Origin of the sequence: Pseudoalteromonas byunsanensis, assembly GCF_001854475.1 — a bacterium.
In the GTDB taxonomy this organism is placed as follows: Bacteria; Pseudomonadota; Gammaproteobacteria; order Enterobacterales; family Alteromonadaceae; genus Pseudoalteromonas; species Pseudoalteromonas byunsanensis.
The window spans coordinates 351,236-376,801 of sequence record NZ_MNAN01000031.1 but is presented as its reverse complement, the minus strand read 5'-3'; the positions used below and the strand labels follow the sequence as shown (position 1 = coordinate 376,801).

The window sequence follows — 25,566 nt, the reverse complement described above, 5'->3', positions numbered from 1 at the left end:
GAAAGCTCCAATTGTAAGACGAGAATATAGAAGAAAGGTAATTGCTTACTGATGGTGACATCCGGGGCGTATCAATATGGCTGCAAACCTTACCCTTGATAGATAAGTAGTTACGCGGATGGTGAGGGGTGCTTATTGGTTCGTTGGCATCATTTTGTATGAAAAATGAGGCGATAAATAGAGTGCTAATTATGTGCAGATTTTTATGACTTAAGCACCCGTGCCTACTTGGATGCGGCGGTGTGTTAGGACTGCATCCGAACACATAGTTAGTGAATAAATTCTAATAAAACAATAATAAGGGAAGCAATATATGCCTGAAGCATTTAGCTTAAGATTGGACAATGAACAGGTGCCTTTTAGCAATCTGGTAGAGATTGTACAGTGGCACTTGCAGCGTCATCCTGATCGAGAGGTGTTTCAATTTCTTAAAGACGGTGAAGTTGAGTGTCACCCAGTAAGCTATTTTGAATTAGATCAAAAAGCCAAAGAAATTGCAGTGCAGTTGTTGAGTGAAGCCCAGTGCGGGGATAGAGCTCTACTTGTTTTGCAAAATGGAATTGACTTTATTACAGGGTTTTTTGGTTGTTTATATGCTGGCATATGCGCCGTACCTGTTTATCCACCTCAAAATCGCCAAGCGTATTTAGAGCGATTAGAAATGATAGCAACGGACTGTCAAGCTCGTTTTGTACTTGGTACCCGTGATTACTTCGATAATGCAGAATCTCGTTTAGCCGCGTTTGAAACTCTCGGTAAAGCAACAAAAATAGCAGTAGATGAGCGAGAGGAAGATACCTCAGGCTATTTATTACCTGCGCTGAACCAAGACAGTCTGGCATTTTTACAATATACCTCGGGTTCAACTTCTGCGCCTAAAGGGGTGATGGTCACGCACGGTAACTTGATCAACAACATTGCTTCAATGCAGGCATGCTTTGGTCATGATGAGCAAACAATCATCGCTTCTTGGTTACCTATGTTCCATGATATGGGCCTGATCGGTGCGGTGTTACAGCCTATTTGTATCGGCGGGAAAGTCATTGCGATGACGCCTGCGGCATTTCTACAAAAGCCCATGCGCTGGTTAGATGCAATTTCAAAGTACCGGGCTACTTCTTCTTTTGCGCCTAATTTTGCTTATGATCTATGTGTCAGTAAAGCCACAGAAGAAGACCTACAGCGTCTTGATTTATCAACTTGGACAATGGCCCTAAATGGTGCCGAGCCAATCAAGCCTGAAACCGTTAAATCCTTTGCAAACAAGTTTGCGTCGTGTGGTTTGCACGCCAACACTATGTATCCAGGTTACGGCTTGGCTGAAGCGACTCTGTTTGTATCTGGCGCTGAGCGCCTTAGTGCACCACAGTTTTTAGAGGTGCCGGTATCCAATTATCAGCACAGAGATATAGTCAAACCCGCAGCAAGCAATGAACTAACCAGAGAGCTTATTAGCTCAGGTATTCCAAGCCCTTACAACGATGTCGTCATTGTAGATCCAGAGGATCATAGCCGCTTAGTAGATGGTCAAGTGGGTGAAGTGTGGGTTCGAGGCGAGAACGTTGCATCTGGATATTGGCAGAATGAAGAGAAAACCATTGAAACGTTTAGAGCCACAATCAGTGGTGAAGGCGATGTGTATTACATGCGCACAGGCGATTTGGGCTTTATTCATCAGCAACATCTATTCATTTGCGGTCGAATTAAAGAGCTCATCATTATTCGTGGCGCGAATTTCTACCCTCAAAACATCGAGCAAACATTACAAAATAATATTGATGGTCTGAAACCCAACGGTGGTGCGGCGTTTACGATTGAGCACGAGGGTGAAGATGCGCTGGTAATCGTTCAGGAAGTTGAAAGAACTTGGCTCAAGAAAGTTGACCCTGAAGCGGTAGCACAGCAAGCACGCGCTGCAATAGCCAGTGAGTACGGCTTGTCTCTACACGCATTTGTCATGATCCGCCCTATGACTTTACCGAAAACATCATCAGGAAAAATACAGCGCAGTCGTGCTAAGCAATATTTTGAAAGTGGTGAACTGGCAGTCGTGTCAGAAACCATATTTGCAACAGCTTCAAAAGGCAGCGATACAGAGTACTCATCAGTTGATATTAAGTCACTGACTTCGGGTTCTGAGTTGGCTGATGTTGCATTGGGATTGGCGTTATTGATTGCCAATAAAGCTAAGTTACCAGTCGCACAACTAGACATTGAACAATCGATTATCCATACCGGCTTGGACTCCATTACGCTTAATAGCTTCGTGGCAACGGTCAAGAATGTGTTTGGTGTCACCTTATCACTTGGTGAATTGCTGCAATCGAGTTCACTACTGGACATTGCACAAAACATTATTGAGCAAAGACAGACAGGGCCAAGTTCGTCATTGCCAGCGGTCAATTTGAATACTTACTCTCAACAAGATGCATTTGATCTTAGTGCAAACCAAATGCAGATGTGGTTATTACATCAAAAAGCGCCTACTAGCGCGGCGTACAATGTACCTATGTGTTTACAGGGCAAATTTGATACGGCGCAACTTAAGCGTGCTCTTAAGCAGATGCTCCAAGCAAATCCTATTTTGCGCACCCATATCTTGTTTAATACACAACAAGACAAGTGGCAGCAGCGCATTATGCCTATGCCAGAAGTCGCGTTGATTGAGCATGATGAAGAGCTAGTGTCAGTAGAACTTGCACGTAGCATTATTCTTAACGCGGCACAGCAACCTTTTGATTTAGAAAATAAACCTTGCTATCGCTTTGAGCTATTCAAGCTTGTTGATGGCAGCCAGTGTCTATTGTTGACCTTCCACCATATGGTGGTTGATTTGACCTCAATGTTGGGGTTAACCAACAGCTTGTTGGCTGAGTTAAATTCTCAGGATGTGACGCCATTAAACACAGGCGCAAACTACCAAGATTTCATCGCATGGCAGTGTGCACATGGTGAATCAGAAAAAGGTCAGAACGGGGCCCGTTATTGGCAAGAAAAACTCGCGGCTGATTTACCTGCATTACAATGGCCGATGCGTAACAGTCAGCCGGAAGTGACACCAGGGCAAGGTACATCGTTTGAATTTGCCAGCGACTTTACCTCGGCTGAACTCAACTTAGCATGCAAGCAGTTGGGGTGCACACAGAACAGCTTCATCTTTAGCGCCTATCAGTTGTTTTTGACTAAGTTATGTCATGAACGCCAATTTGCAGTAGGTATTTTGAATACGGGTCGTGTTGCCCCCGAGTTCATTGATAGCACAGGTTACTTTGTTGAACCTCAGGTATTTTTAGCCGATGTGGGCTTGAATACTTCATTTCCTGAGTTGGTTGCACACACGCAGCAACAGTTATTTACCATGATCGAACATGCGGGCAGCTCGCTACAAAGCATGTTGGCGCAAGAAAGCAAGCATGAACAATCGCTACAAACCTTGTTTACCTTCTATCCTCACCAAGAGCATGCCATTGCACCGTTTAATGCAGCTATGGAGCCTCGTGCTATTAGTGGCTGTGAAGCTTATCAACATATTCCTTTGCCTTCTCTAGGGGCGCAGTTCGATTTATCACTGATAGCAGCCGATGATGGTGAACAATTACAGTTCAGATTTGAATATCACACAGAGTTATTCAGTGAGCAGCATATTGCAAAGTTTGCTGAGTTCTTCAGCCATGTGATGCAATCTTTAGTGAAGCAACCACAGTTGCGTTCAGAGCAACTCGCACTGCAACCGGCGCAAAGCCATGATCATGCGTCTTTACAAGCCAGCTTCACAAGCAAGGAGTTTTCAGCACAGGGCCATGTTCATGAGCTGATAGCACAGCAAGCACAGCGTAACCCAGATGCTATTGCGTGTCGTTTTCAAAATGAATCATTGAGCTATAGCCAGCTTGAGGGAAAAGCCAATGGTTTAGCTAAGCTACTGATTGAAAAAACCGACCACCAGGCCCCCGTGGGCATTTATGCCGAGCGCTCTTTAGAGTTGGTGGTCGCCATAGTGGCTTGTTTAAAAGCGGGCTGCCCTTACGTACCAATCGACCCTACTCAGCCAGACGAACGTGTCGCGACAATCATAGAAACAGCTGCAATTGAGTTAGTGTTAACTAATCAGCCACAATTGCCCTGCGATGTTCAATCTATCTCACTGAGTATATCAGCGATGGAAGCGATTGATGGCCAAGCTGTGCCAGTGCGTCCAATTGCCCAAAACGACCTAGCCTACATCATCTTTACATCAGGTTCGACGGGGACGCCTAAAGGGGTGATGAACAATCACAGTGCAATTCGTAACCGTGTGCTTTGGATGCAAGATGAGTATCAGGTTACGCAAGATGATGTGATATTACAAAAAACCCCGTATACCTTTGATGTATCGGTTTGGGAGTTCTTATTGCCGCTGATAAGCGGTGCAACCTTGGTGTTGGCAAAACCACAAGGACACAAAGACAGTGATTACCTTAGCGATTTAATCGCGGCTGAAAACGTGACTTTGCTGCACTTTGTGCCTTCTATGTTAGAAGTGTATTTGGGAAATCCAAATACGCAGTTGGCGAGTGTTCGCGATGTGTTTTGTAGTGGTGAAGCTTTGTCAGTAGATTTGCAGAACCGCTTCTTCGCGCGCTTCGCTCACAGTCGACTACACAATCTATATGGCCCTACAGAAGCTGCGATTGATGTGACCTTCTGGCAATGCGACCCACACTCACACAGTGCCTTTGTGCCAATTGGTCGTGCCATAGATAATATTCAACTTTATGTATTGGACGCCGAATTACAGCCTGTGCCTGTGGGTTGTTTGGGTGAGCTTTATATTGCTGGAATTGGCTTAGCGAATGGTTATGTTAACCAACCTGAACTGACGGCGACAACATTTATAGATAATCCTTTCTCGGCACAAGCTGGTGCCAAGATGTACCGTACAGGTGACTTGGTACGCTACGATCACAACGGCGTTATTGAATACATTGGACGTACTGACTCACAGGTTAAAGTGCGTGGTTTTAGAATCGAGTTAGGCGACATTGATGCGCATCTTTTGGCTATTGAGCAAGTGCTTGAAGCCGCTACCATCGTGGTGGGGGAAGGCTCTGATAAGCACCTAGCTTCTTATGTGGTACTTAATAGCGAGCTAGATAGTGATGACATTAAGGGCCTGCTAAGGAGCACATTGCCACAATACATGGTGCCTACATACATCACTGTTATGGATGCCATGCCAATCAATGCCAATGGTAAGTTAGATAGAAAGGCATTACCTGCACCACAACTAACATTGAATGAAAGCGCCTATGTTGCGCCAGCGTCTGAAAATGAGCAATTACTGGCAAACATCTGGGCACAAGTGTTGAACCTTGATGTCAAGGTGATCAGTCGTACGCACAACTTCTTCGATTTAGGTGGCCACTCATTAGCTGCTGCGAAGGTTGCAACTCTGGCCAAGCTAACGATGCGTAATGTGTTCGATGCGCCGGTCTTAGCACAGCAAGTGCAGTATCTAGATAATCAGGTTGAGGATGCTCAAGCGCCCATCTCAAAAATTGAGAGAGATAGCGAGCGTTTTCCTCTGTCGCCTGCACAGTCACGCCTTTGGTTCTTAAATCAATTCCAGAACTTAGGTGGCGCATACAACATTCCTACAGTGTTGCAACTAACAGGTCAGTTAGATGTGAATGCCTTGCTGAACAGTATTGAACAGGTGGTAGCGCGACACGAAATACTTCGTACTTGTTATGCAAGTGAAGACAATGTGCCTTATCAATATGTTGTAAAGGATGCTGAGCTTGAGGTCGAGCAACTAGATTGGAGTGACATGAGTGATGTACAGCGTGATGAAGCCAGAGCACAGTTTATGGCGACGCATGCACAAAGTACCTTCGATTTAGCATGTGACTTACCTATTCGAGCAGCATTAGTTAAAGAGCAAGCGGATTGTTTTACCCTGTATCTTTGCTTGCATCACATTGCCGCGGATGGTGTATCTCTAGCTCTGTTACTAGAGCAAATAAGTGCACACTACACGCAGCAAGGTATTGATTTAGAAACACCACAGCTACAGTATTTAGACTACTGCCAATGGCAAGCCCAGCGCTTATCAGACAGCGATTTTACCACTCAACACCTGGAGTTTTGGACCAAGCAACTACAAGGTTTGAAACCACTGCTACCATTGCCAACTGATCACCCAAGACCAGCTCATCAAACGACTGCGGGCGAGTGTGTTGCATTACATTTAGATGCCAAGATGGTGGCGCAGCTACAGCGCATTGCTACACAACACAATGCTAGCCTATATATGGTGCTCCTGAGTGCGTACAAGCTTTTACTGTCAATTTACAGTACTGAGCAAGACATTGCTGTTGGTACGCCGGTACTAGGTCGCAGTCATGCACAACTTGATGATGTATTTGGTTTTTTTGCTAATACTGTGGTGCTGCGCAATGAGATTGATAGCTCAGCTACGTTTGAGCAGTTGCTTGCGCAAGTCAAAGAAACCACTTTGGCAGCCTTTGAGCATCAGGATTTACCGTTGGATATGCTCATTGAAGCACTACAAATACCGCGCAGCTCCAGCTATAGCCCCCTATTCCAAGTCATGTTTAGTTTAGAAAAACAGCAAGACGTTGCAGGGTTATTTGGGCAACAGCTAAATGTAGGCCGTATTTCTCGATTGCATCAAGTCGCCAAGTTTGATTTGTCTATGATGTTAGAGCAGCACGATGCAGGCGTGTCGGGTTACTTAGAGTTCAATACCGACTTGTTTGATAAGCACACTATCGTGCAATTTGCCAAGCATTTTACAACCTTGCTAAGCGCTATCACAACCAGCAATGAACTCAATAACGTCGCTCTGAAAGAGTTGAGCTATTTAGAGCGCCCGGAGCTTGAGTTGCTAGCGCAGATGAGCGAAGGGCCTGCGGCGGTATTCACCAGTGTCACAGAGCAATTTGATCAACAGGTCGCTAGTCATGCAGATAAGGTGGCTGTGTCATGTGGTGATACCTGCCTGACTTATCAACAACTGGCAGAGCGTGCCAATCAAGTGGCAAATGTACTGATAGAAAAGAATATCAGCGGTGCGATAGGGGTGAGTCTTAAGCCAAGTTGTGAAGCTGTTGTGGCTTTGCTTGCAGTGCTAAAGGCGGGCGCACACTATGTGCCATTAGACAGTCAGCTACCAGCACAGCGAATGGAGCACATCGTCAATGAAAGTGCGATGTCACACGTACTGGTGGATGATGCAACTGAGCACGCATTTACACAGTGCAATGTGATCAATGTGCATCAAGTGTCACCACAGGCACCAGTTGAGCTTAAGTGTAACAACACAGCTGATGACCTTGCTTATTTGATGTTTACTTCGGGTTCAACCGGTACGCCAAAAGGGATCACCATCCGTCATGGCAGCATCACACGCCTAGTCAAAGGCGCAAGTTATGTGACCTTAAATGAGCATACGGTCATGCTTCAAGCTGCTTCACTGTCTTTTGATGCGGCAACATTTGAAATTTGGGGTGCATTACTCAACGGAGGACGCTTAGTCATCCATAACGATGAAGTGGTTTCAACCGAGTCGTTACAGGCACTGGCAGAGGTGAACACTGCTTGGTTAACGGCTTCGCTTTTCCATCAGTTAGTTGATGAAAATCCTCATTGCCTGGCTGCACTGACGCAGTTGTTAGTAGGTGGAGATGTGGTATCTGCGGAGCATGTTGCTAAAGCTTATACCTGCAATCCAAACATCCAAATCATTAATGGTTATGGTCCAACTGAGTCAACAACATTTGCCGCTACACATCGCATTAATGCTGAAGCGATTGCTTGCTCACGAGGCAGTATTGCCATTGGTAAGCCGATTAATGGTACACAGCTGTACGTATTGGACGCCCACCAGCGCCCAGTGCCATTCAATGTTGCAGGTGAGCTGTACATCGGTGGTTTAGGTTTGGCCACGGGGTATATCAACCAACCACAATTAAATGCAGCGCAATTTGTTGAATGTGCACCACTTGGTGCCGAGGTGAAACGTTTGTATCGCTCAGGTGATTTAGTACGCCGTTTACCAAGTGGTGACATCGAGTTTATTGGCCGTGCCGATGAACAGGTGAAGTTACGTGGCTTCCGTATTGAGTTAGCTGAAATTGATGCTGTATTAGCCACTCAGGAGGGTGTTGATAACTGTGTCACTTTGCTGCTGGACGATATGCTCATCAGCTATGTGGTCGCTAAAGAGCACGGTGTTGAAACATTACGCGAACAACTGCAGCAAGTGCTACCAAGCTATATGGTACCGACTTTTATCATTGAGCTTGATAGCTTGCCATTGACCCATAACGGTAAGTTAGACCGCAGAGCACTGCCTGATTACAGAACGTTTATTCAGGATATGAGTGATGATGCGCCAGTGACCGAGCAAGAATCAGCCCTAGCCGCTTTGTGGGCACAGTTGCTGCCGCTAGGTGAGCAAGCGATAGGCCGCAACAGTGATTTCTTTGCCTTGGGCGGACACTCACTACTTGCAGCGAAACTGGTTGCCAAGTGTAGCAAAGTGCTGAACATGCAACTGAGTGTGCGAGACATATTTGACAACCCAACACTGGCTAGCATGGCAACTAAGTTGCAGCCATTAAATGTGGTAACGCCACTGCGCAAAGCTGATAGAAGTCAGTCTCACGATTTATCTTATGCGCAATCTCGCTTGTGGTTCTTATCTGCAATCGATAACGCCGCGGGCGCATACAATGTGCCGCTGACAATTAAACTCAGTGCCGATACCCAAGATGTGGATGTCTCGCGGTTACGTCAAGCAGTGCAAAAATTGGTTGCCCGTCATGAAGTGCTACGTACTCAGTACCGTGCTGAACATGGTGTACCAAAGCAGGTTGTCATGACAATCGAAGCGGCACTTGGACAGTTAGATATTCCGCTTTACCAAACGCAAATGCTTACTCAAAACGTTGAGCAATTTATTCAGACGTTTAATGGGGAGCTGTTTGACTTAGAAAGCGAGCTTCCGATTAGAGCCGCTATCATTCAAGAATCGAACGAAACGGTTTATCTAGCACTGTGTATTCATCACATCGCCACTGACGGAAGCTCTATGGCGTTGATTGGCCAGGAATTAGCAGAGCTATATCAAAAAGATAAATCTGAACTGGCTTATCAATACTTAGATTACAGCCAGTGGCAGCAAGCAACTTTAGAGCAAGGGCAGGCACAACAGCAATTAGCCTACTGGGAAGAGCAGCTTGCACACTTACCACCACGACTTGAGCTGCCTGCGGATTATGCACGTCCTGCTGAGCAATCTTATCAAGGCGCATGTTTAGAAGTCTCACTACCAGAGCAAGTGAGTGCATCATTAGAGCGAGTTGCCCAAACGCATGGCTGTAGTATGTATATGGTGATGTTGGCTGCATACCAGCTACTACTAGCGAAATATGCGGGTGAGGAGGATATCGCTGTCGGTACACCCATTGCAAACCGTCCACTTGCTGAGTTGGAGTCAATGGTGGGCTTCTTCGCAAACACCCTAGTGCTTCGTAACCAAGTCGGCGTTACTCAGACACTACCTCAGTTGCTTGACGCTACACGTAAAACTACGCTGTCGGCATACGCTAATCAAGACCTACCATTTGAATACTTGGTAGAGAAGTTACAGCCACAAAGAAGCTTAAGTTACAGCCCGTTGTTCCAAGTCATGTTTAGCTTAGCGCATGATGATCAAGGCTCACTACCATTTGCAGGACTTCGTGCTGATAAGCAGCAATACGCACATCAGGTGTCAAAGTTTGACCTGTCATTCATGTTGTCAAATAACAGTGGCGCTATTAGCGGTTACATTGAATATAGCACTGACCTGTATCGCGCCAGCACCATTGCTAGAATGTGGCGTCATTATGTGTGCATCTTAGAGCAGTTAGAGGTTGCATGTAATAGACAGCACACTGTGGGCAGCATCGTATTGGATTACCCCCATGAGTTGGATAGTCAATATGCGCAGCTCAATGAATTGGTGAGCGATAAAACATGCTCTGCTGCAACATTGGCTGAGTTATTTGCACAGCAATGTAAAGAAACACCTAACAAGGTGGCCGTGCAAAGTGGTGCAGAGCACTTGACCTACGCTGACTTAGCTTTGCAGGTCAATGTGGTTGCAAATCGTATTCTTGCCACTGGGGTTGAAGGGAATTGCCCTGTAGCGGTGTATTTACCTCGTAGTATTGACCTGTTAGTCACCTTGCTCGCCATTCAGCAAGCAGGCGCATTCTATGTACCATTAGACCCGAATTATCCGCCGCAACGAGTGGCTGATATTCTGGCCGATGCTCAGCCTGCACTGATTGTGACCCAGCATAACTTAGCGCAGCAGTTAGCGCATGTAGATACGAAGACACTGCACATAGATGAAGCCATGTATGTTGCCGACTTTACCGCTCGCACTGAGTTACCAGCACCCGCGGATACCGCCTATGCCATCTATACCTCGGGTTCAACGGGTAAGCCAAAGGGAATCGCGATTAGTCATCACAATGTGGCAGCGTTAATTGACTGGGCAACTCAACAGTACGACGCACAGCAGCTTAGCCAAGTACTGGCGGCAACCTCAATTTGTTTCGACCTATCGGTATTTGAAATGTTCGTACCGCTGTGTGTGGGTGGTTGCGTACACATCGTAGACGATGCGCTGGCGCTGGCTAATGGCCAAGACTATAGCGGTCTGAGCCTAATCAATACCGTGCCTTCGGCCATGACTGCGTTATTGAGCTTAAATAAACTACCATCGTCGGTTACCACCATTAACTTGGCGGGTGAACCTTTGGCAAGAGAGTTGGTGGATGCGTTGTATGAGCGTGCGCATGTGGAGCGAGTATACAACCTCTATGGTCCGTCAGAAGACACCACTTACAGTACCTATGCGTTAGTGCCAAAACACCAACAGGGCAAGCCTACCATTGGTCGTCCAATTAAAGGTACTCAGGCTTATGTGATGGACAGCGACTACAACCGTTTACCAATCGGTGTGACGGGGGAGCTATACCTTGCGGGCGATGGGGTAACTCAAGGTTACCTAAACAACCCTGCGCAAACACAAGCTGCGTATTTAGAAATTGATGGCACTCGGATGTACAAAACAGGCGATAAGGTACGTCTGTTAGATAGCTATGAACTGGATTATCTCGGGCGAATAGACCATCAAGTAAAACTTCGCGGTTTTAGAATTGAATTGGCAGAAATAGAGCATGTTACCCACGGCATAGATGCGGTGAAACAGTGTGTGGTGGTGGTAAACCAACATCAAGCACAGCAACCCCAGCTGGTGGCTTTTGTGACACTACACGATTCAACACTCGAAGCTACACAGGTGAGTGAACGCATTGCAACCCACATCGCAACACGCTTACCGGATTACATGCAACCTGCGCATATCGCAATTTTAAGCGAGTTGCCTATGTTGCCTAACGGCAAAATAGCTCGCGGACAGCTTGCCCAGCTGCAGGTAGATATTGCGAGTAAAAGTTCAGGCCAACGTCCAACTACTCCGTCAGGACTGCTGTTGGCTGCTCTATGGGCAGAGCTGATAGGCAGCGAAGACGTCTGTCTGTCGGACCACTTTTTTGAACTAGGCGGTCATTCTTTGCTTGCTGCGCAGTTGGTCAGCAGAGTTGAAGAGCAGTTTGCCGTACAACTAACCATAAAAGATGTTTTTCAACATCCAACATTACAAGCACAAATCGATCTTATCGCACTCCTCAAGGCCTCTATGGATGTTCATTCACAAGCATGTTTAGACGACGAGGTGGAACAACAGGAAGGTAGTATATGAGTATTAATCAGCTATTAAACGAGCTTTCGCAGCGCGGTATCAAGCTGTGGGTTGAAGGCGACAAACTGCGATTCAAGGGCCCATCGGAAGGTCTTGATGCAGAACTAAAAGAAAAATTGGTTGCGTTCAAACCTGAACTAATGAGTTTGTTGTCTAGACAAGCGCAATCAACACTATCAGAGAGTAACAATGAGTTAGTCATCGACAAAAGTGCACTATCGTTTACGCAGCAACGATTATTGTTCATGAATGACATGTTAGGTGCATCGGCATCTTATAACTTGCCAAGTGCTTATCGTCTAGAGGGTCAAATCGATGCTGCGCGACTCAAGCAAGCATGGCAGCAACTAACACAGCGCCATGAGGCACTGCGCACAGCGTTTATCAAACAAGATGGACAATATAAAGCACAGGTGCAAGATAGCATTGAAGCGCGCTTTATCGTCGAAGATTGTACCCAAGATGGGGGGCGTATTGAGCAAGTTAAACAGCAAGTAGTAAACCATGTGTTTGACTTGTCAGACGCTCCTTTGGCTATCATGACTTTGATCCACACAGGGCCAACTAGCCACATTTTGCTACTTAACATGCATCACATTGTGACCGATGGTTGGTCAAATGGTGTGTTATGGCGCGAGTTTTGGCAGCTATATCATGCTCAAGAAGGACTGGGCGCTGATCCCGTTCCTGCAAGCTATGCAGATTTTGTTGCTTGGCAAATGGATTGGCTACAAAGCCCACAGTTTGAGCAGCAACAGCAATTCTGGTTGCAGTATTTGCAAGATGCGAATACGTCGTTGGATTTACCGCTGGATTTTGCTCGTCCTGCAACCCCTGACTACTGCGGTAAAGTGGTGCCGTTTGAACTCAGCGCTGATACTGCTGATAAATTGGCGCGTTTTAATCAGCGTCATGGTTCATCGGCATTTATTACCTTGCTTTCATCGCTGTTTTTGTTGCTTGGTAAATATACAGGGCAAAAGGACATTTGCATTGGCACCTCGGTTGCAAACCGTAAAAAGACCGATTGGGAGTCAGTGATTGGCTTTTTCTCAAACGTGATTGTACTTAGAGGTCAGCTAGAAAATGAGCTAAGCCTGGCGCAGCTCACGGTTGCCGTTCGAGATAGCGTGCTCAATGCATTTGAACATCAGGATTTTCCGTTTGAGAAAATTGTAGAGAAGTTACATCCAGAGAGAAGCTTAAGTACCAACCCGCTATTTCAGGTGATGTTTAACTATGAGCAAGAAGAGGCGGGCGATAGCGCATCATCTCACGAATTAGCTGTTACGGGTGAGGCGCTGACACAAGAAGTTTCTAAGTTTGACCTGACGGTGACCGTTAAGCGTCAGGGTGACAAGTTATACGGTGGTATAGAGTACGCAACTGCACTATTCAAACACGATACCGTTGAGCGGTTGGCGCAACTGTATAGCCAAGTATTGTCACAGTTATTAGACAACGACACGCAGCGTTATGCCGATTTAAGTCCGCTTAGTGAAGATGCACAGCAGCACATTTTGTCAGATTTTAATGGCCCAGAGCTAGCATTTGACCGCCATACAACGATTGAACGTGTGATCACCGCAAAAGCACAGCAAATGGGTGACACTGTAGCACTACAAGATCACCTACAGACGCTCAGTTACAACGAGCTAATGCAGCGTGTGTCGGTGATGACACAAAGCCTGTTGTCTCATGGTGTTGACAAAGGACAGTTTGTCGGAATTGCACTGGATAGAAGTGTTTCTATGGTGGTTGCAATGCTTGCAGTGATGCGTTGTGGCGCGGCATACATACCAATTGACGTGAATTTCCCAGCCAATCGTAAACAGCAGATCTGTGATGATGCACAACCTGCCTGTGTGATCACGGCGCATAAAGACGAGGCTGACGTGTATTGGTCATGTCCAACATTAGCGCTTAGTGAGGTGGATTGGCATGCTGGCATAACATACAACGACGCGGCTTTACCTGAGGTAGACGGCGAAAGTCTTGCTTACATGATTTATACCTCGGGTTCGACGGGCAAGCCAAAAGGGGTCATGGTAAGCCATGCTAACGCCATCAACCTTTTCAGTGGCCTAGATAATTCATTGGCTAAGACCTTTGACAAAGTAGAAGGCCAACCAATTTTCCGTGCGTTAACCAGTATTTCATTTGATATATCGGTACTAGAGCTGTTTTGGACACTAGCAAATGGCTTTAAGGTCATCATAGAGCAAGACCATTTCACATCTTTAGCGCAGCAAAGCACGGCTAAACGTAAGACCACACAAGTGAATCAGGCGGCCAAAGCACTTGATTTCAGTATGTTCTACTTCGCCTCAGATCAAACTACGGAGCAAGGCAAATATCGTCTCTTAACTGAAGGGGCCAAGTTCGCTGATGACAGTGGTATGAGTGCGGTGTGGATCCCCGAGCGTCATTTCCATGAGTTTGGTGGACAGTTTGCGAATCCATCAGTTGCTGCTGCGGCTGTTAGTATGATCACCAACAATATCGAGATCCGCTCTGGTAGTTGCGTGTTACCGCTGCATGACCCAATTCGCGTTGCCGAAGAGTGGTCTATGGTTGATAACCTATCTAATGGTCGTGCTGCGATGGCTGTCGCATCGGGCTGGCACTTCAATGACTTTGTACTTCAGCCTGATAACTTTGCCGAGCGCCATCAAATCTTAAAAGATAGCATTGCAACCGTTAAACACCTTTGGCAGGGCGGAGAGATCACTCGTATCAATGGTAAAGGTACGGAATCAAAAGTAAAAATCCACCCGCAACCTATCCGTAAAGAACTGCCGATGTGGATCACCGCAGCAGCAAATCCAGAGACTTTCCGTTATGCCGGAGAGATAGGCGCTAACGTGCTAACGCACTTCTTGGGGCAAAGCCGCGAAGAATTAGCAGAAAAAATCGCCATCTATCGTCAAGCTCGTGAGCAGCATGGTTTTGATCCCAATGCCGGTAAGGTGACGCTGATGCTACATACCTTCTTATCGGATGATCATGACGCGGCCATGAAAGCCATCGAGACACCGTTTAAGAATTACCTAAGAACGTCATTGAACCTATTACTGCCGGTGGCGGAAAAAACCGGCTTGGATACCAAAGAAGATTTAGAGGCGGTAGTTGAAGCAGGATTCCAGCGTTATGCCAAGCACAGTGCCCTATTTGGCTCACCAGAGTCGAAGTTGGAGATGCTTAATGAGCTGGGCAACATTGGGGTCAATGAAATTGGTTGTCTTATCGACTTTGGTGTTAATGAAGATGAAGTCATCGACAGCTTCACTCACATTAAAGGCTTGATGAACATGCTGCGCAATAGCAGCAGTGATGCCGTTGCATTGGCGAGTGACAATGCCACCCATATTCAATGTACGCCTTCGTATGCTCAGCTGTTACTTGAATCAGAAGCAACCCGCGCAAGTTTGTCTAACATTCAGGGCTTTCTTGTTGGGGGAGAAGCGTTGACGGCAGACCTTGCACAGCAAATCCAGCAAGCGATCCCAGGCAAGCTTTTCAACATGTACGGACCGACAGAAACGACAGTTTGGTCAGCCGTCAGTGAAGTACAGGGTAAGGATGTGAGTATCGGCTTACCCATTGCTAACACGCAAATGTACGTGCTTGATAAGGAACTCAAGCCTGTGCCATTTGGCGTAGCTGGTGATTTATATATTGCCGGAGATGGGGTTACTAAAGGTTACTGGCGTCGTCCTGAGTTGACACAAGAGCAGTTTGTTTTTAACCCGTTCTCAGCCGCTGGTAAGCATGATTTGTATCGTACTGGTGATGTGGTACGCCGTAACCCCAATGGTACGTTGACCTTTGTTGGCCGAGCGGATAATCAGGTAAAAGTGCGCGGTTATCGTATCGAATTGGATGAGATAACGAAGCTGCTCAGTGAGCGCGCGGATGTTGCACAGGCTTTTGTTCGTGTACATCGTGCGCAAGGTCAAGAAGCCAAAATCTTAGCGTATGTACTACCGCAACTTGGCCAAACGGTAAATCGTGAAGTGCTAATGGGCGCACTCAGTACCAGTCTACCTGATTACATGGTGCCATCAGCATTGTTTGTCCTAGAGCAACTTCCTTACACCCCTAATGGCAAGGTGGATATTAAAGCCTTACCAACACAAATACAGACATCACCAGCGAAGTTGGTGCCCATTGCAAATGACACCGAATTCAAGGTGGCTGAGATTTGGAAAGCGCTGCTCAATCTAGAGCAAATAAGCACCAAAGAAAGCTTCTTTGAGTTGGGCGGCCACTCTTTGTTGCTTGGCAAAATGCAGCAGCAAATCAAAGCCGTCTTTGATGTCACGATAGAACTTGTTGATTTGTTTAAGTACCCAAGCATTTCAGCGTTGGCAGAGCGGATTTCAACAGAAAAAGGTGCAAGCCAACAACACTCGAAGCGGAGCGGTCGCAAGGTTAACCGTTCATCTATTAATCATTTCAGAAATAACATGAGACAGAGAAATCAACGTGGAAAATAACAACAATATAGCACCAAACCAAATCGCGATCGTTGGCATGGCAGGTCGATTCCCTTCTGCAACGAGCGTAGATGAATATTGGCAGAACTTAGTCGCAGGTAAGCAGTCATCAACGGAATTAACCGACGAGGAATTACGTAATTCAGGTGTACCAGAGGAGCTGATCGCAGATCCAAATTTTGTGAAGAAGTCATATATCGTCGATGCAGTCGACCAGTTTGACGCAAACTTCTTTGGCTTTACCGCCCGTGATGCGCAGATCACCGATCCGCAACAGCGCATGTTACTTGAGTGTAGTTACGAAGCGTTGGAGCACGCAGGCTACAGTAACGAGAAGTACGAAGGTTTAGTTGGCGTGTATGCGGGTGTTGGCCCAATGGCTTACTACATTCGTAATTTACTACCAAACAAAACACTACTGGACTCTGTGGGCACACTGCGTATGTCTATCGGAAATGAGAAAAGCTTTGCGGCAACAATGGTGTCGTACAAGCTTAATCTCAGAGGGCCAAGTATCAACGTAGATACCGCTTGTTCGACATCGCTGGTGGCAATTCACCAAGCGTGTCAGAGCTTGTTGTCATATGAGTGTGATATGGCTCTGGCTGGTGGTGTGTGTTTGGATACACCGCAAAAAATCGGTATGCATTACACCGAAGGCAGCATTATCTCTCCTGATGGTCGTTGTAAACCATTTGATGAAGATGCTAAGGGCACAGTAAAAGGTAATGGTGCCGGCTTACTGGTCCTGAAGCGATTAGAAGACGCGCTTGAAGATGGCGATACGGTTTATGCCGTTGTTAAAGGTTCAGCCGTTAACAACGATGGGGCATTCAAAGTTGGTTATACCGCTTCAAGTGTCGAAGGTCAGGTAGATGTAATCAGTGAAGCGCTTGCGCGTGCCGATATCGACCCAAGCAGTATGCGCTTTGTAGAAGCGCACGGAACAGGCACCATTTTGGGTGACCCCATCGAAGTGAAGGCGCTTAGCGAGGTTTACAGTAACTACACAGATACCAAGCAGTTTTGCGCTATCGGTTCTGTGAAAGCGAATGTTGGGCACCTAGATATTGCAGCGGGTGTTGCTGGGGTGATTAAGTCATCTATGGCTATTCACACCAAAACGCTACCGATGAATATTAACTTCACAGCACCGAACCCAAATATCGACTTTGCGAACAGTCCATTTTTTGTTAACACCGATAACCTATCACTGCAAAGCGACTCAGAAATCGTTGCAGCGGTAAGCTCATTCGGTATTGGCGGCTCTAACGCGCATCTTATTTTAGGTGAAGCGCCACAACTGGTAAGTGACGAAGCGAATCGTCCACAGCAGTTAATCGTAGCTTCTGCAAAAAATGCCACTTCACTAGATATGCAATTAAGCAAGATTGCTGAGCACTTAGCACACACACCGGATGTGAATCTGGCGGATTTTGCCTACACCTTACAAGTGGGTCGTAATGAGTACGAACACCGCGCGATTGTAGTAGGTAGCAGTGCAGAACAAGTCGCAGAGGCGATTTCACAAGGCTCAAGTCAGGTCATCACGGCACGCAATGAATGTGAAGATGCCAATGTCTACTTCATGTTCCCAGGTCAGGGCGCTCAGCACGTTGGTATGGCTAAATCACTGTACGAACAGGAAGCCTTGTTTAAGTCGGTAGTTGATGAGTGTGCAGGCTTATTTGAACAGCATTTAGGGTTTGATATTAGAAGTTATCTGTTTAGTGAGGATAACGATGCTAACTTGACATCAACCCTGCTATCACAAACAGCGCTATTCACCATTGAATATGCGATGGCGAAATTATGGCAAGCCAATGGCATTGAAGCGACAGCTACAATTGGTCATAGCTTGGGTGAATATGTAGCGGCATGTTTAGCGGGGGTATTTAGCCTAGAAGATGCGGTGAAGCTAGTCGCGGCACGTGCTTCTTTGATGAACAAAGTGGCACCAGGGTCGATGCTGATGATCCAGCAAGGCGAAGAGCAGGTTAGCGCTTACTTAAACGAGCAGATTTGCCTAGCGGCCGTCAATGGTGATGCTATCTCGGTGCTTTCAGGTGAAACCGATGCAATCAGTGCGTTACAGGCGCGATTGCAAGCACAGAATGTGGATTGTCGAATTCTACATACCTCACATGCATTTCACTCACACATGCTTGACCCAATCCTTGGTGAATTTAAAGACGTACTGGATGGTATTACCTTCAACGCACCAGTTAAGCCATTTATTTCAAATGTGACAGGCGATTGGATTGAAGTGTCGCAAGCGACATCGCCTAACTACTGGGTGAAGCACTTGCGTGGCACCGTCCAGTTTGCCAAGGGTCTGAATACCTTGTTACAAGACCCTAAAGCGGTATTGTTGGAAGTGGGTCCAGGTCAGGTGCTATCAACACTGGCTAAACGCAGCTTTAAAGTTAAAAACAGTATCGCCAGCGCACGTCATGCAAAAGATCAACGTTGCGATGTAGATACTTGGTTACGCGCATTCGGTGCTCTATGGCAGGCGGGTGTCGCTGTAGATTGGTCGTTGTTACATCAAGGTACTTTCCGTTGCAGAGTTGCCGCCCCTACTTATCAATTTGATAGGCAAAGTTATTGGATTGGCAATGATGCGCAAGCAACAGAAAATGTTGAAAATGTTGTATCGGCAGCGCCACAGCTTGCACAACCAAATAACACTGATGGTGGGATTGATACGGCTGTTGCGCGCATTTGGCAAGATGCTTTCGGCATCGACAAGGTTGATTTAAGCGAGAATTTCTTCCAGTTGGGCGGTGATTCTTTGCTGGCAACCCAGCTACTTTCTCGCATACGCCAAGAACTAGATGTACAAGTTACGCTCAGTGAACTATTTGAATCAACTGATTTAGCTGACTTTATTGCGATGGTACAAGGCCATGCAGGTGAAGACGAAGAAAGCAAAGCAAGCAACTTGAAGATCTCAGCGGTCGAACCTGACTTAGAGAATCGTTACAAGCCATTCCCACTTACTGATATCCAGCAAGCATATTGGGTTGGACGCAGCAGCGCGGTTGAGTTGGGTGATGTATCAACCACCATCTATTTAGAAGTTGAAATTAAAGCTGGCGAAGTCGCTAAGTTTGAGCACTCATGGAACCGATTAATTGAACAACATGAGATGCTCAGAGCTATTTTCTTAGACAGTGGCGAGCAACAGATTTTACCAGCGGTACCACACTATGAGTTTGACATCATTGACGTGTCTAACTGTGATGAAGAGTCTGCGCAAGCACAAGCTATGGCATTGCGTGAGAAAATGTCACATCAGGTTTTACCGTGTGACACTTGGCCGCTATTCGATATTAAAGCGATTCAGTACAGTGAAAAATCATTCCGCCTATGTATCAACATTGATGTACTTATTGTCGATGCATGGAGCATGAACATGATCATTGAGCAGTGGCTGCAACTGTACCACAAGCCTGACACACAATTACAAAGCCTAGACTTCTCGTTCCGTGACTATGTTGTTGCAGAGCATTCGCTAAGAGAAACAGAAGCCTATTACCGTAGCGAACAGTACTGGTTTGACCGCATCGACTCACTACCGAATGCACCTAAACTGCCAATGGTGACGTCACCTACGTCGGTCAAAGACGCCAAGTTCGAGCGTTTTAACTACGATATGGAAGCCACCCGTTGGCAGCGTTTGAAGCAGAAGGCGCTTGCAAATGGGGTAACGCCAAACAGTGTATTGATCAGCGCGTTCTCAGAAGTACTCTCTATGTGGTCTGAAAGTAGTCACTTTGCATTGTGTTTAACCAACTACAATAGACATCCATTCCACGCTCAAGTTGATGATATTACAGGTGATTTCACGTCATTGACCATCCTTGAGATAGACAACCAGCTAGAAACGCCGTTTATCGAGCGCATTGGTGCAACACAAACTCGTTTATGGAAAGACCTAGATAACCGTTTAGTGAGCGCAGTGCATGTGTTACGTGAGATGAGTAAACGTCGCAATGAGCGGGTGATGTTGCCTGTGGTATTCACCAGTACCTTGGGCGGTCGAGCGCTTGAACATGAACAGACTCAGGAAGATTTTGCACAGGAAGGTTATGGCCTGAGTCAGTCATCGCAAGTATGGCTGGATCACCAAGTACTTGAATGGCAAGGCATGTTGCGATTCAACTGGGACAGCGTGGCCTCGTTATTCCCACAAGGCATGATTAAGAGCATGTTTGATACTTACTGTGCGTTCTTAGAGCAGTTGGTTGATAACGATGATATCTGGAATGCCGTGACACCTATTCGTCAGGCAGAAATTGCTCCACCGATGGAGTGTAAGCAGTTTGAGGATCATATCTTACATCACGGTTTACAGCGATTAGCAAAAACCCATGGTGAGTCGTTCGCAATCGCTTCGGCTGGAGAGGAACTCAACTACGCACAGCTAGACAATGTGGCCGATCACATCGCTAGCCGAGTCCATGAGCTGGGTGTAGAAAAAGAAGAACTGGTTGCTGTCATTATGCCTAAAGGCTGGCAGCAAGTTGCTGCAACTCATGGGATTTTAAGAGCGGGTGGAGCGTACCTGCCAATTGATGCAGAGTGGCCAGAACAAAGACAACAAGACCTGATAGAGACCACCAAAGCGAAGGTCGTGATCACATTACCAGAGTATGAGCAGCACTTTAGTGAATGGCCTGTGTCGGTGATTGGCGTTGACTCACAGTGGCAGCACAGCAAACCTGCGCAGTTAGTGAGTGCGAATGTACAACCTGAAGATTTAGCTTATGTGATTTTCACATCAGGTTCTACAGGTAAACCAAAGGGTGTAATGATTGATCACCGTGGTGCCATGAACACCATTTCAGACATCAACGAGCGTTTCAATGTGAGCGCTAAAGACCGCATTTTTGGTTTGTCGGCTTTGAGCTTTGACCTGTCAGTATACGATAATTTTGCCCCTTACTTTGTCGGAGCAGGATTGGTTATCCCTGCGGGTGAGCAAATTAAAGACCCAAGTGGTTGGAATAGCTTGTTGGCGCAGTACGAAGTGAGCGTATGGAACACCGTACCGGCACTATTCCAAATTCTGGCTGAGTATCAAGAGCACGCAGGTGTGAACTTCCCAGCCTTACGTTTGGCGATGCTCAGTGGTGACTGGATCCCACTGAATCTGCCGACGGATGCCCGACAAAAGCTTAATAACACGCTAGAGGTTATTAGCTTAGGCGGTGCAACCGAGTGTTCTATCTGGTCAGTATTTTACCCGATTGATGAAGTGAAGCCGCAGTGGAAGAGTATTCCTTACGGTGTGGGCTTAACCAATCAACGTCTGTATGTGCTCAACAAGCAACTAGACGAATGTCCGGTTGGCGTGACGGGGGATATTTATATTGCGGGTGTAGGTCTTGCGCTTGGTTACTACAAAGATGAAGAAAAAACCAATGCTCACTTCATCGTTCATCCAACCACAGGTGAAAGGCTTTATCGAACAGGTGACTGTGGCAAATACTTCACCGATGGCTGTATTGAGTTCTTAGGCCGTAACGACAATCAGGTGAAAGTAAACGGCTATCGTATCGAGTTGGGTGAAATAGAATCTGCGATTCGTGACTGTGGCTTGTTTGAAGATGTCGTGGTCGTGGCACAAGGTAGCAACAAACCGGGCGCACACACCAATACGCGTCTTATCGCTTACTTATTGACGAACTCAGACAGTGCTTCGTCAGGGGGCAACGCAGAAGCACAACTGGTATCGCAGCTGGCTGACAAAATCCCAAGTTACATGATCCCAAATGCTTACGTCACACTGGACAAACTACCGCTCACGGCGAACGGCAAGGTGGATAGAAAAGCGTTAGTGAGTCAGGAAATTAAGGTGACTTATACCCGCGAAAAGATAGTCGCAAAGAATGACACTGAGCGCCGTATTGCAGGTATTTGGGCAAGTGTTCTTGGCTTTGATGACTTCAGTACCGACGACAACTTCTTCGAAATTGGTGGTGATTCAGTGTCGATTTTAAAAGTACACCAGCAGTTGGTTAAGGAATTCGGTTCAGGTCTGACGGTGGTAGAAATGTTTAAACATCCCAAGATTGTCGCCTTAGCGCAATTTATCGACACCCTTGCACCAGTAGCACGTTCTAAAGATGACCTAAAAGCAAAGGCAAATAGACAAAAAGCCGCCCTCGGCAAAAAGCGCAGCGCGTCAAAAAGGAGAGTGAACTCATGAGTCAATACAAATTAAATACAACTCAAAATGATGAACAAGCATTGCCTGAAGAGGTGGCGGTAGCGGTTATTGGTATGGCAGGGCAGTTTCCTGGCGCCGAGAATGTGGGCGAGTTTTGGGACAATCTGTCAAAAGGGGTTGAGTCTATTGCCCGTTTATCGGACGAAGATTTACGCCGATGTGGGATAAGTGACGAACTGCTGAATAATAAGTCGTATGTTAAAGCGGGGGCTTATTTAAAAAATTCAGACATGTTCGACCCTGAGTTTTTTGATATGACACCCAAAGAAGCAGAGATCACCGACCCACAGCATCGTGTATTACTTGAGTGTGCTCATGATGCAATGAGTGATGCCGGTTATGTTGCAGAGCAATATGACGGTGCTGTTTCTGTGTATGCCGGGATTGGTGTAGACACGTATTTGTTGGGCAACATCATGCCCAACCCACAAATTCTCAACGACATGGGCATGTATCAGTTAGTACTGGGCAACGACAAGTGCTACGCGGTATCACGTATTTCTTACAAGTTGAACTTGACGGGGGCTTCTTTGTTGGTCGATACCTCTTGTTCAACTAGTTTGGTATCTATCGTGATGGCGTATAAGAGCTTACTGAGCTACGACTGCGATATGGCGCTAGCGGGTGGTGCAAAAGTAAATGCTTCCGAGGTTGGATACTTGTATGAGCCGGGTAGCGTGAACTCACCAGATGGTCATTGCCGTGCATTCGATGCTCAAGCATCAGGTACAGTGTTTGGTAACGGCGTAGGTCTGTTATTGATGAAACGCCTTGAAGATGCCATTGAAGATAAAGACAACATCATAGGCATTATTCGTGGTGGTGCAATCAACAACGATGGCTCTGATAAAGTAGGCTTCACGGCCCCAAGCGTTGCTAAACAGCGTGATGTGATTGAACAGGCATTAGAATTTTCAGAAGTGCCTGCACAGTCTATCTCTTATGTTGAAGCACATGGTACCGGTACTCGTTTAGGTGACCCAGTTGAGATTGGTGCACTAAACGAAGCCTTTGCCGATTGCCCAGCACAAAGTTGTTACATAGGCTCTGTCAAAACTAATGTGGGCCACTTGGAAACCGCAGCAGGGGTGACTGGCGTCATTAAAACACTGTTATCAATGAAAAATGACACACTACCTGCCACATTGAATTATGAAACGCCGAACCCTGCTATCAACATAGAGCAAACGCCATTTAAAGTTGTGGCTCAGAACACACCGTGGGCACGTACAGACAGCCCTAGACGCGCTTGTGTTAGTTCATTTGGCATTGGTGGAACCAACGCCCACATAATTTTGGAAGAGTCACCAGAGCGTGAGTATCCAACAGAGCCTGGCAGTGAATTGTTATTGTTATCAGCTAAATGTGCTAAAGCGCTGAAGCAATCACAGCACAACCTCAGTGCTGCGCTGCCACAAGTTAAATCGCTACAAGATGCGGCTTATACCTTAGCGGTTGGGCGCAAGGCGTATGCTCATCGCAGCTATGCAGCGGTGAATGATAAAGGTGCGGTGACGTTCGCACCTGCCAATGAGCTGACAAAATCGGTCAGTAAAGTGGCTTGGGTGGTACCTGGACAGGGCACCCAGTATGTCGGTATGTCACGCGATTTACACCAGCGTTTTGATGTGTTTAGAAGCACGTTTGAGCAATGTTGTGAGTTAATCGTACGCCAAGGTGGTCAAGATATTCGCAACCTACTGCTGGGTGAGACCGCTGAACCGTCAATGCAAGAGCTGATCATGCAAACCGATTACGCTCAGCCTGCCATCTTTGTACATGCTTACGCCATGGCAAAACAGCTACAGGCGATGGGTGTTGAACCAGAGCTTATGCTAGGTCATAGCTTAGGTGAGTATGTAGTGGCTTGTTTAGCAGGTGTAATGAGCCTTGAAGATGCCATCAAACTGGTACTCACGCGAGCACAGCTGATGAACAAAGTAACGCGTGGCGCAATGCTGTCAATTAGTGCTTCATTGGATGTGGTTCAAAGTGTACTTGCTCAGGTAAGTAGCCATGAGATTGATATTTGCGCCATCAATAGTTCGAAATCTGTTGTGGTGGGTGGCACATACGAAGCCATTGATAGTCTGTCAACGCTGTTACAAGACAAGCAGATAGATAACCGTAAGTTGGTAACATCTCATGCGTTTCACAGTCATATGCTTGAGCCGGTGCTTGGCGAGTTTGAAGCGGCGGTTCGTGGTATTACCTTCCACGCTCCACAGATGGGTTATGTGTCTAGTTTGAATGGCCAATTGGTTAATGCTCAGATGGTATGTGAGCCTCAGTACTGGGTGCAGCACTTACGCCACACGGTCCAGTTTGGTAACGCGGTTGATACTTTGATCAGCGAAGGTGTGGATTGTGTGTTTGACCTAGGTCCTTCAAATACTGCAGCTATGCTAGTGCGAGACAACGTAACCAGTGCTTGTTCTATTGTCCACTGCGCGCCAAATGTAAAACAAAAAACAGCAGGTGATTTAGTCCTGCTAGAAGCCATTGGTAAGTATTGGAGCTTAGGGGGCAACATTGATTGGCAAGACTTTTACGCCAATCGCGATTGCTACCGCACCTCTTTACCAGGTTACCCATACCAAAAGCGTCGTTGCTGGATTGACCCCATTTTCAGCGAAGCGGCACCTCAGGTCGCACAGCAGCAGACACCTGTACAAACAGAGCCAGCCAAAGAGCCAGACGTTAGCGATGAACAAGGCGCACCACGCAATGCGACCGAAGCCATGATTGTAAAAATCTGGCAGCAATTACTTGGGGTGGAGTCTATCGCTATCACCGATAACTTTTTCGACTTAGGTGGACAGTCACTACTGGCCTCTCGAGTGATCAGTTGTATCTATGAAGAGACTGGTCTAGAGGTCGATGTGAGCGCCATATTTGAATCACCAACCGTAGAGGCATTGGCCTCAGTAATCGTTGAGCAACAACTCAGCTCAACAGACAGCGAAGAACTAGAACGTTTGTTACTTGAACTAGAAGAGTAAACA

Annotated in this window: 4 protein-coding genes; all 4 read left to right on the top strand. The window is 46.6% G+C overall.

What is annotated here, in order from left to right:
- Positions 1 to 313 precede the first annotated feature (313 nt).
- From BIW53_RS11875 to BIW53_RS11860, 4 genes are read left to right on the top strand one after another with little or no spacing between them, the layout of a single operon-like run.
- Positions 314 to 11,824 (top strand): non-ribosomal peptide synthetase, encoded by an 11,511-nt coding sequence (locus BIW53_RS11875; protein WP_070992211.1) that lies wholly within the window; start codon positions 314 to 316, stop codon positions 11,822 to 11,824.
- The gene (locus BIW53_RS11870; RefSeq protein ID WP_070992210.1) at positions 11,821 to 16,323 is read left to right on the top strand and encodes a MupA/Atu3671 family FMN-dependent luciferase-like monooxygenase; all 4,503 of its coding nucleotides are present in this window, start codon (positions 11,821 to 11,823) and stop codon (positions 16,321 to 16,323) included. Before BIW53_RS11875 ends, BIW53_RS11870 begins: the two co-directional genes overlap by 4 nt.
- Positions 16,313 to 22,540, top strand: coding sequence for a hybrid non-ribosomal peptide synthetase/type I polyketide synthase (locus BIW53_RS11865; RefSeq protein ID WP_070992208.1), 6,228 nt, complete (start codon positions 16,313 to 16,315; stop codon positions 22,538 to 22,540). The genes BIW53_RS11870 and BIW53_RS11865 overlap by 11 nt, the downstream gene beginning before the upstream one ends.
- A complete protein-coding gene (locus BIW53_RS11860) occupies positions 22,537 to 25,563 on the top strand; it encodes a type I polyketide synthase (RefSeq protein ID WP_070992206.1) in 3,027 nt (1,008 codons plus the stop codon). The genes BIW53_RS11865 and BIW53_RS11860 overlap by 4 nt, the downstream gene beginning before the upstream one ends.
- The last annotated feature ends 3 nt before the right edge of the window (positions 25,564 to 25,566 follow it).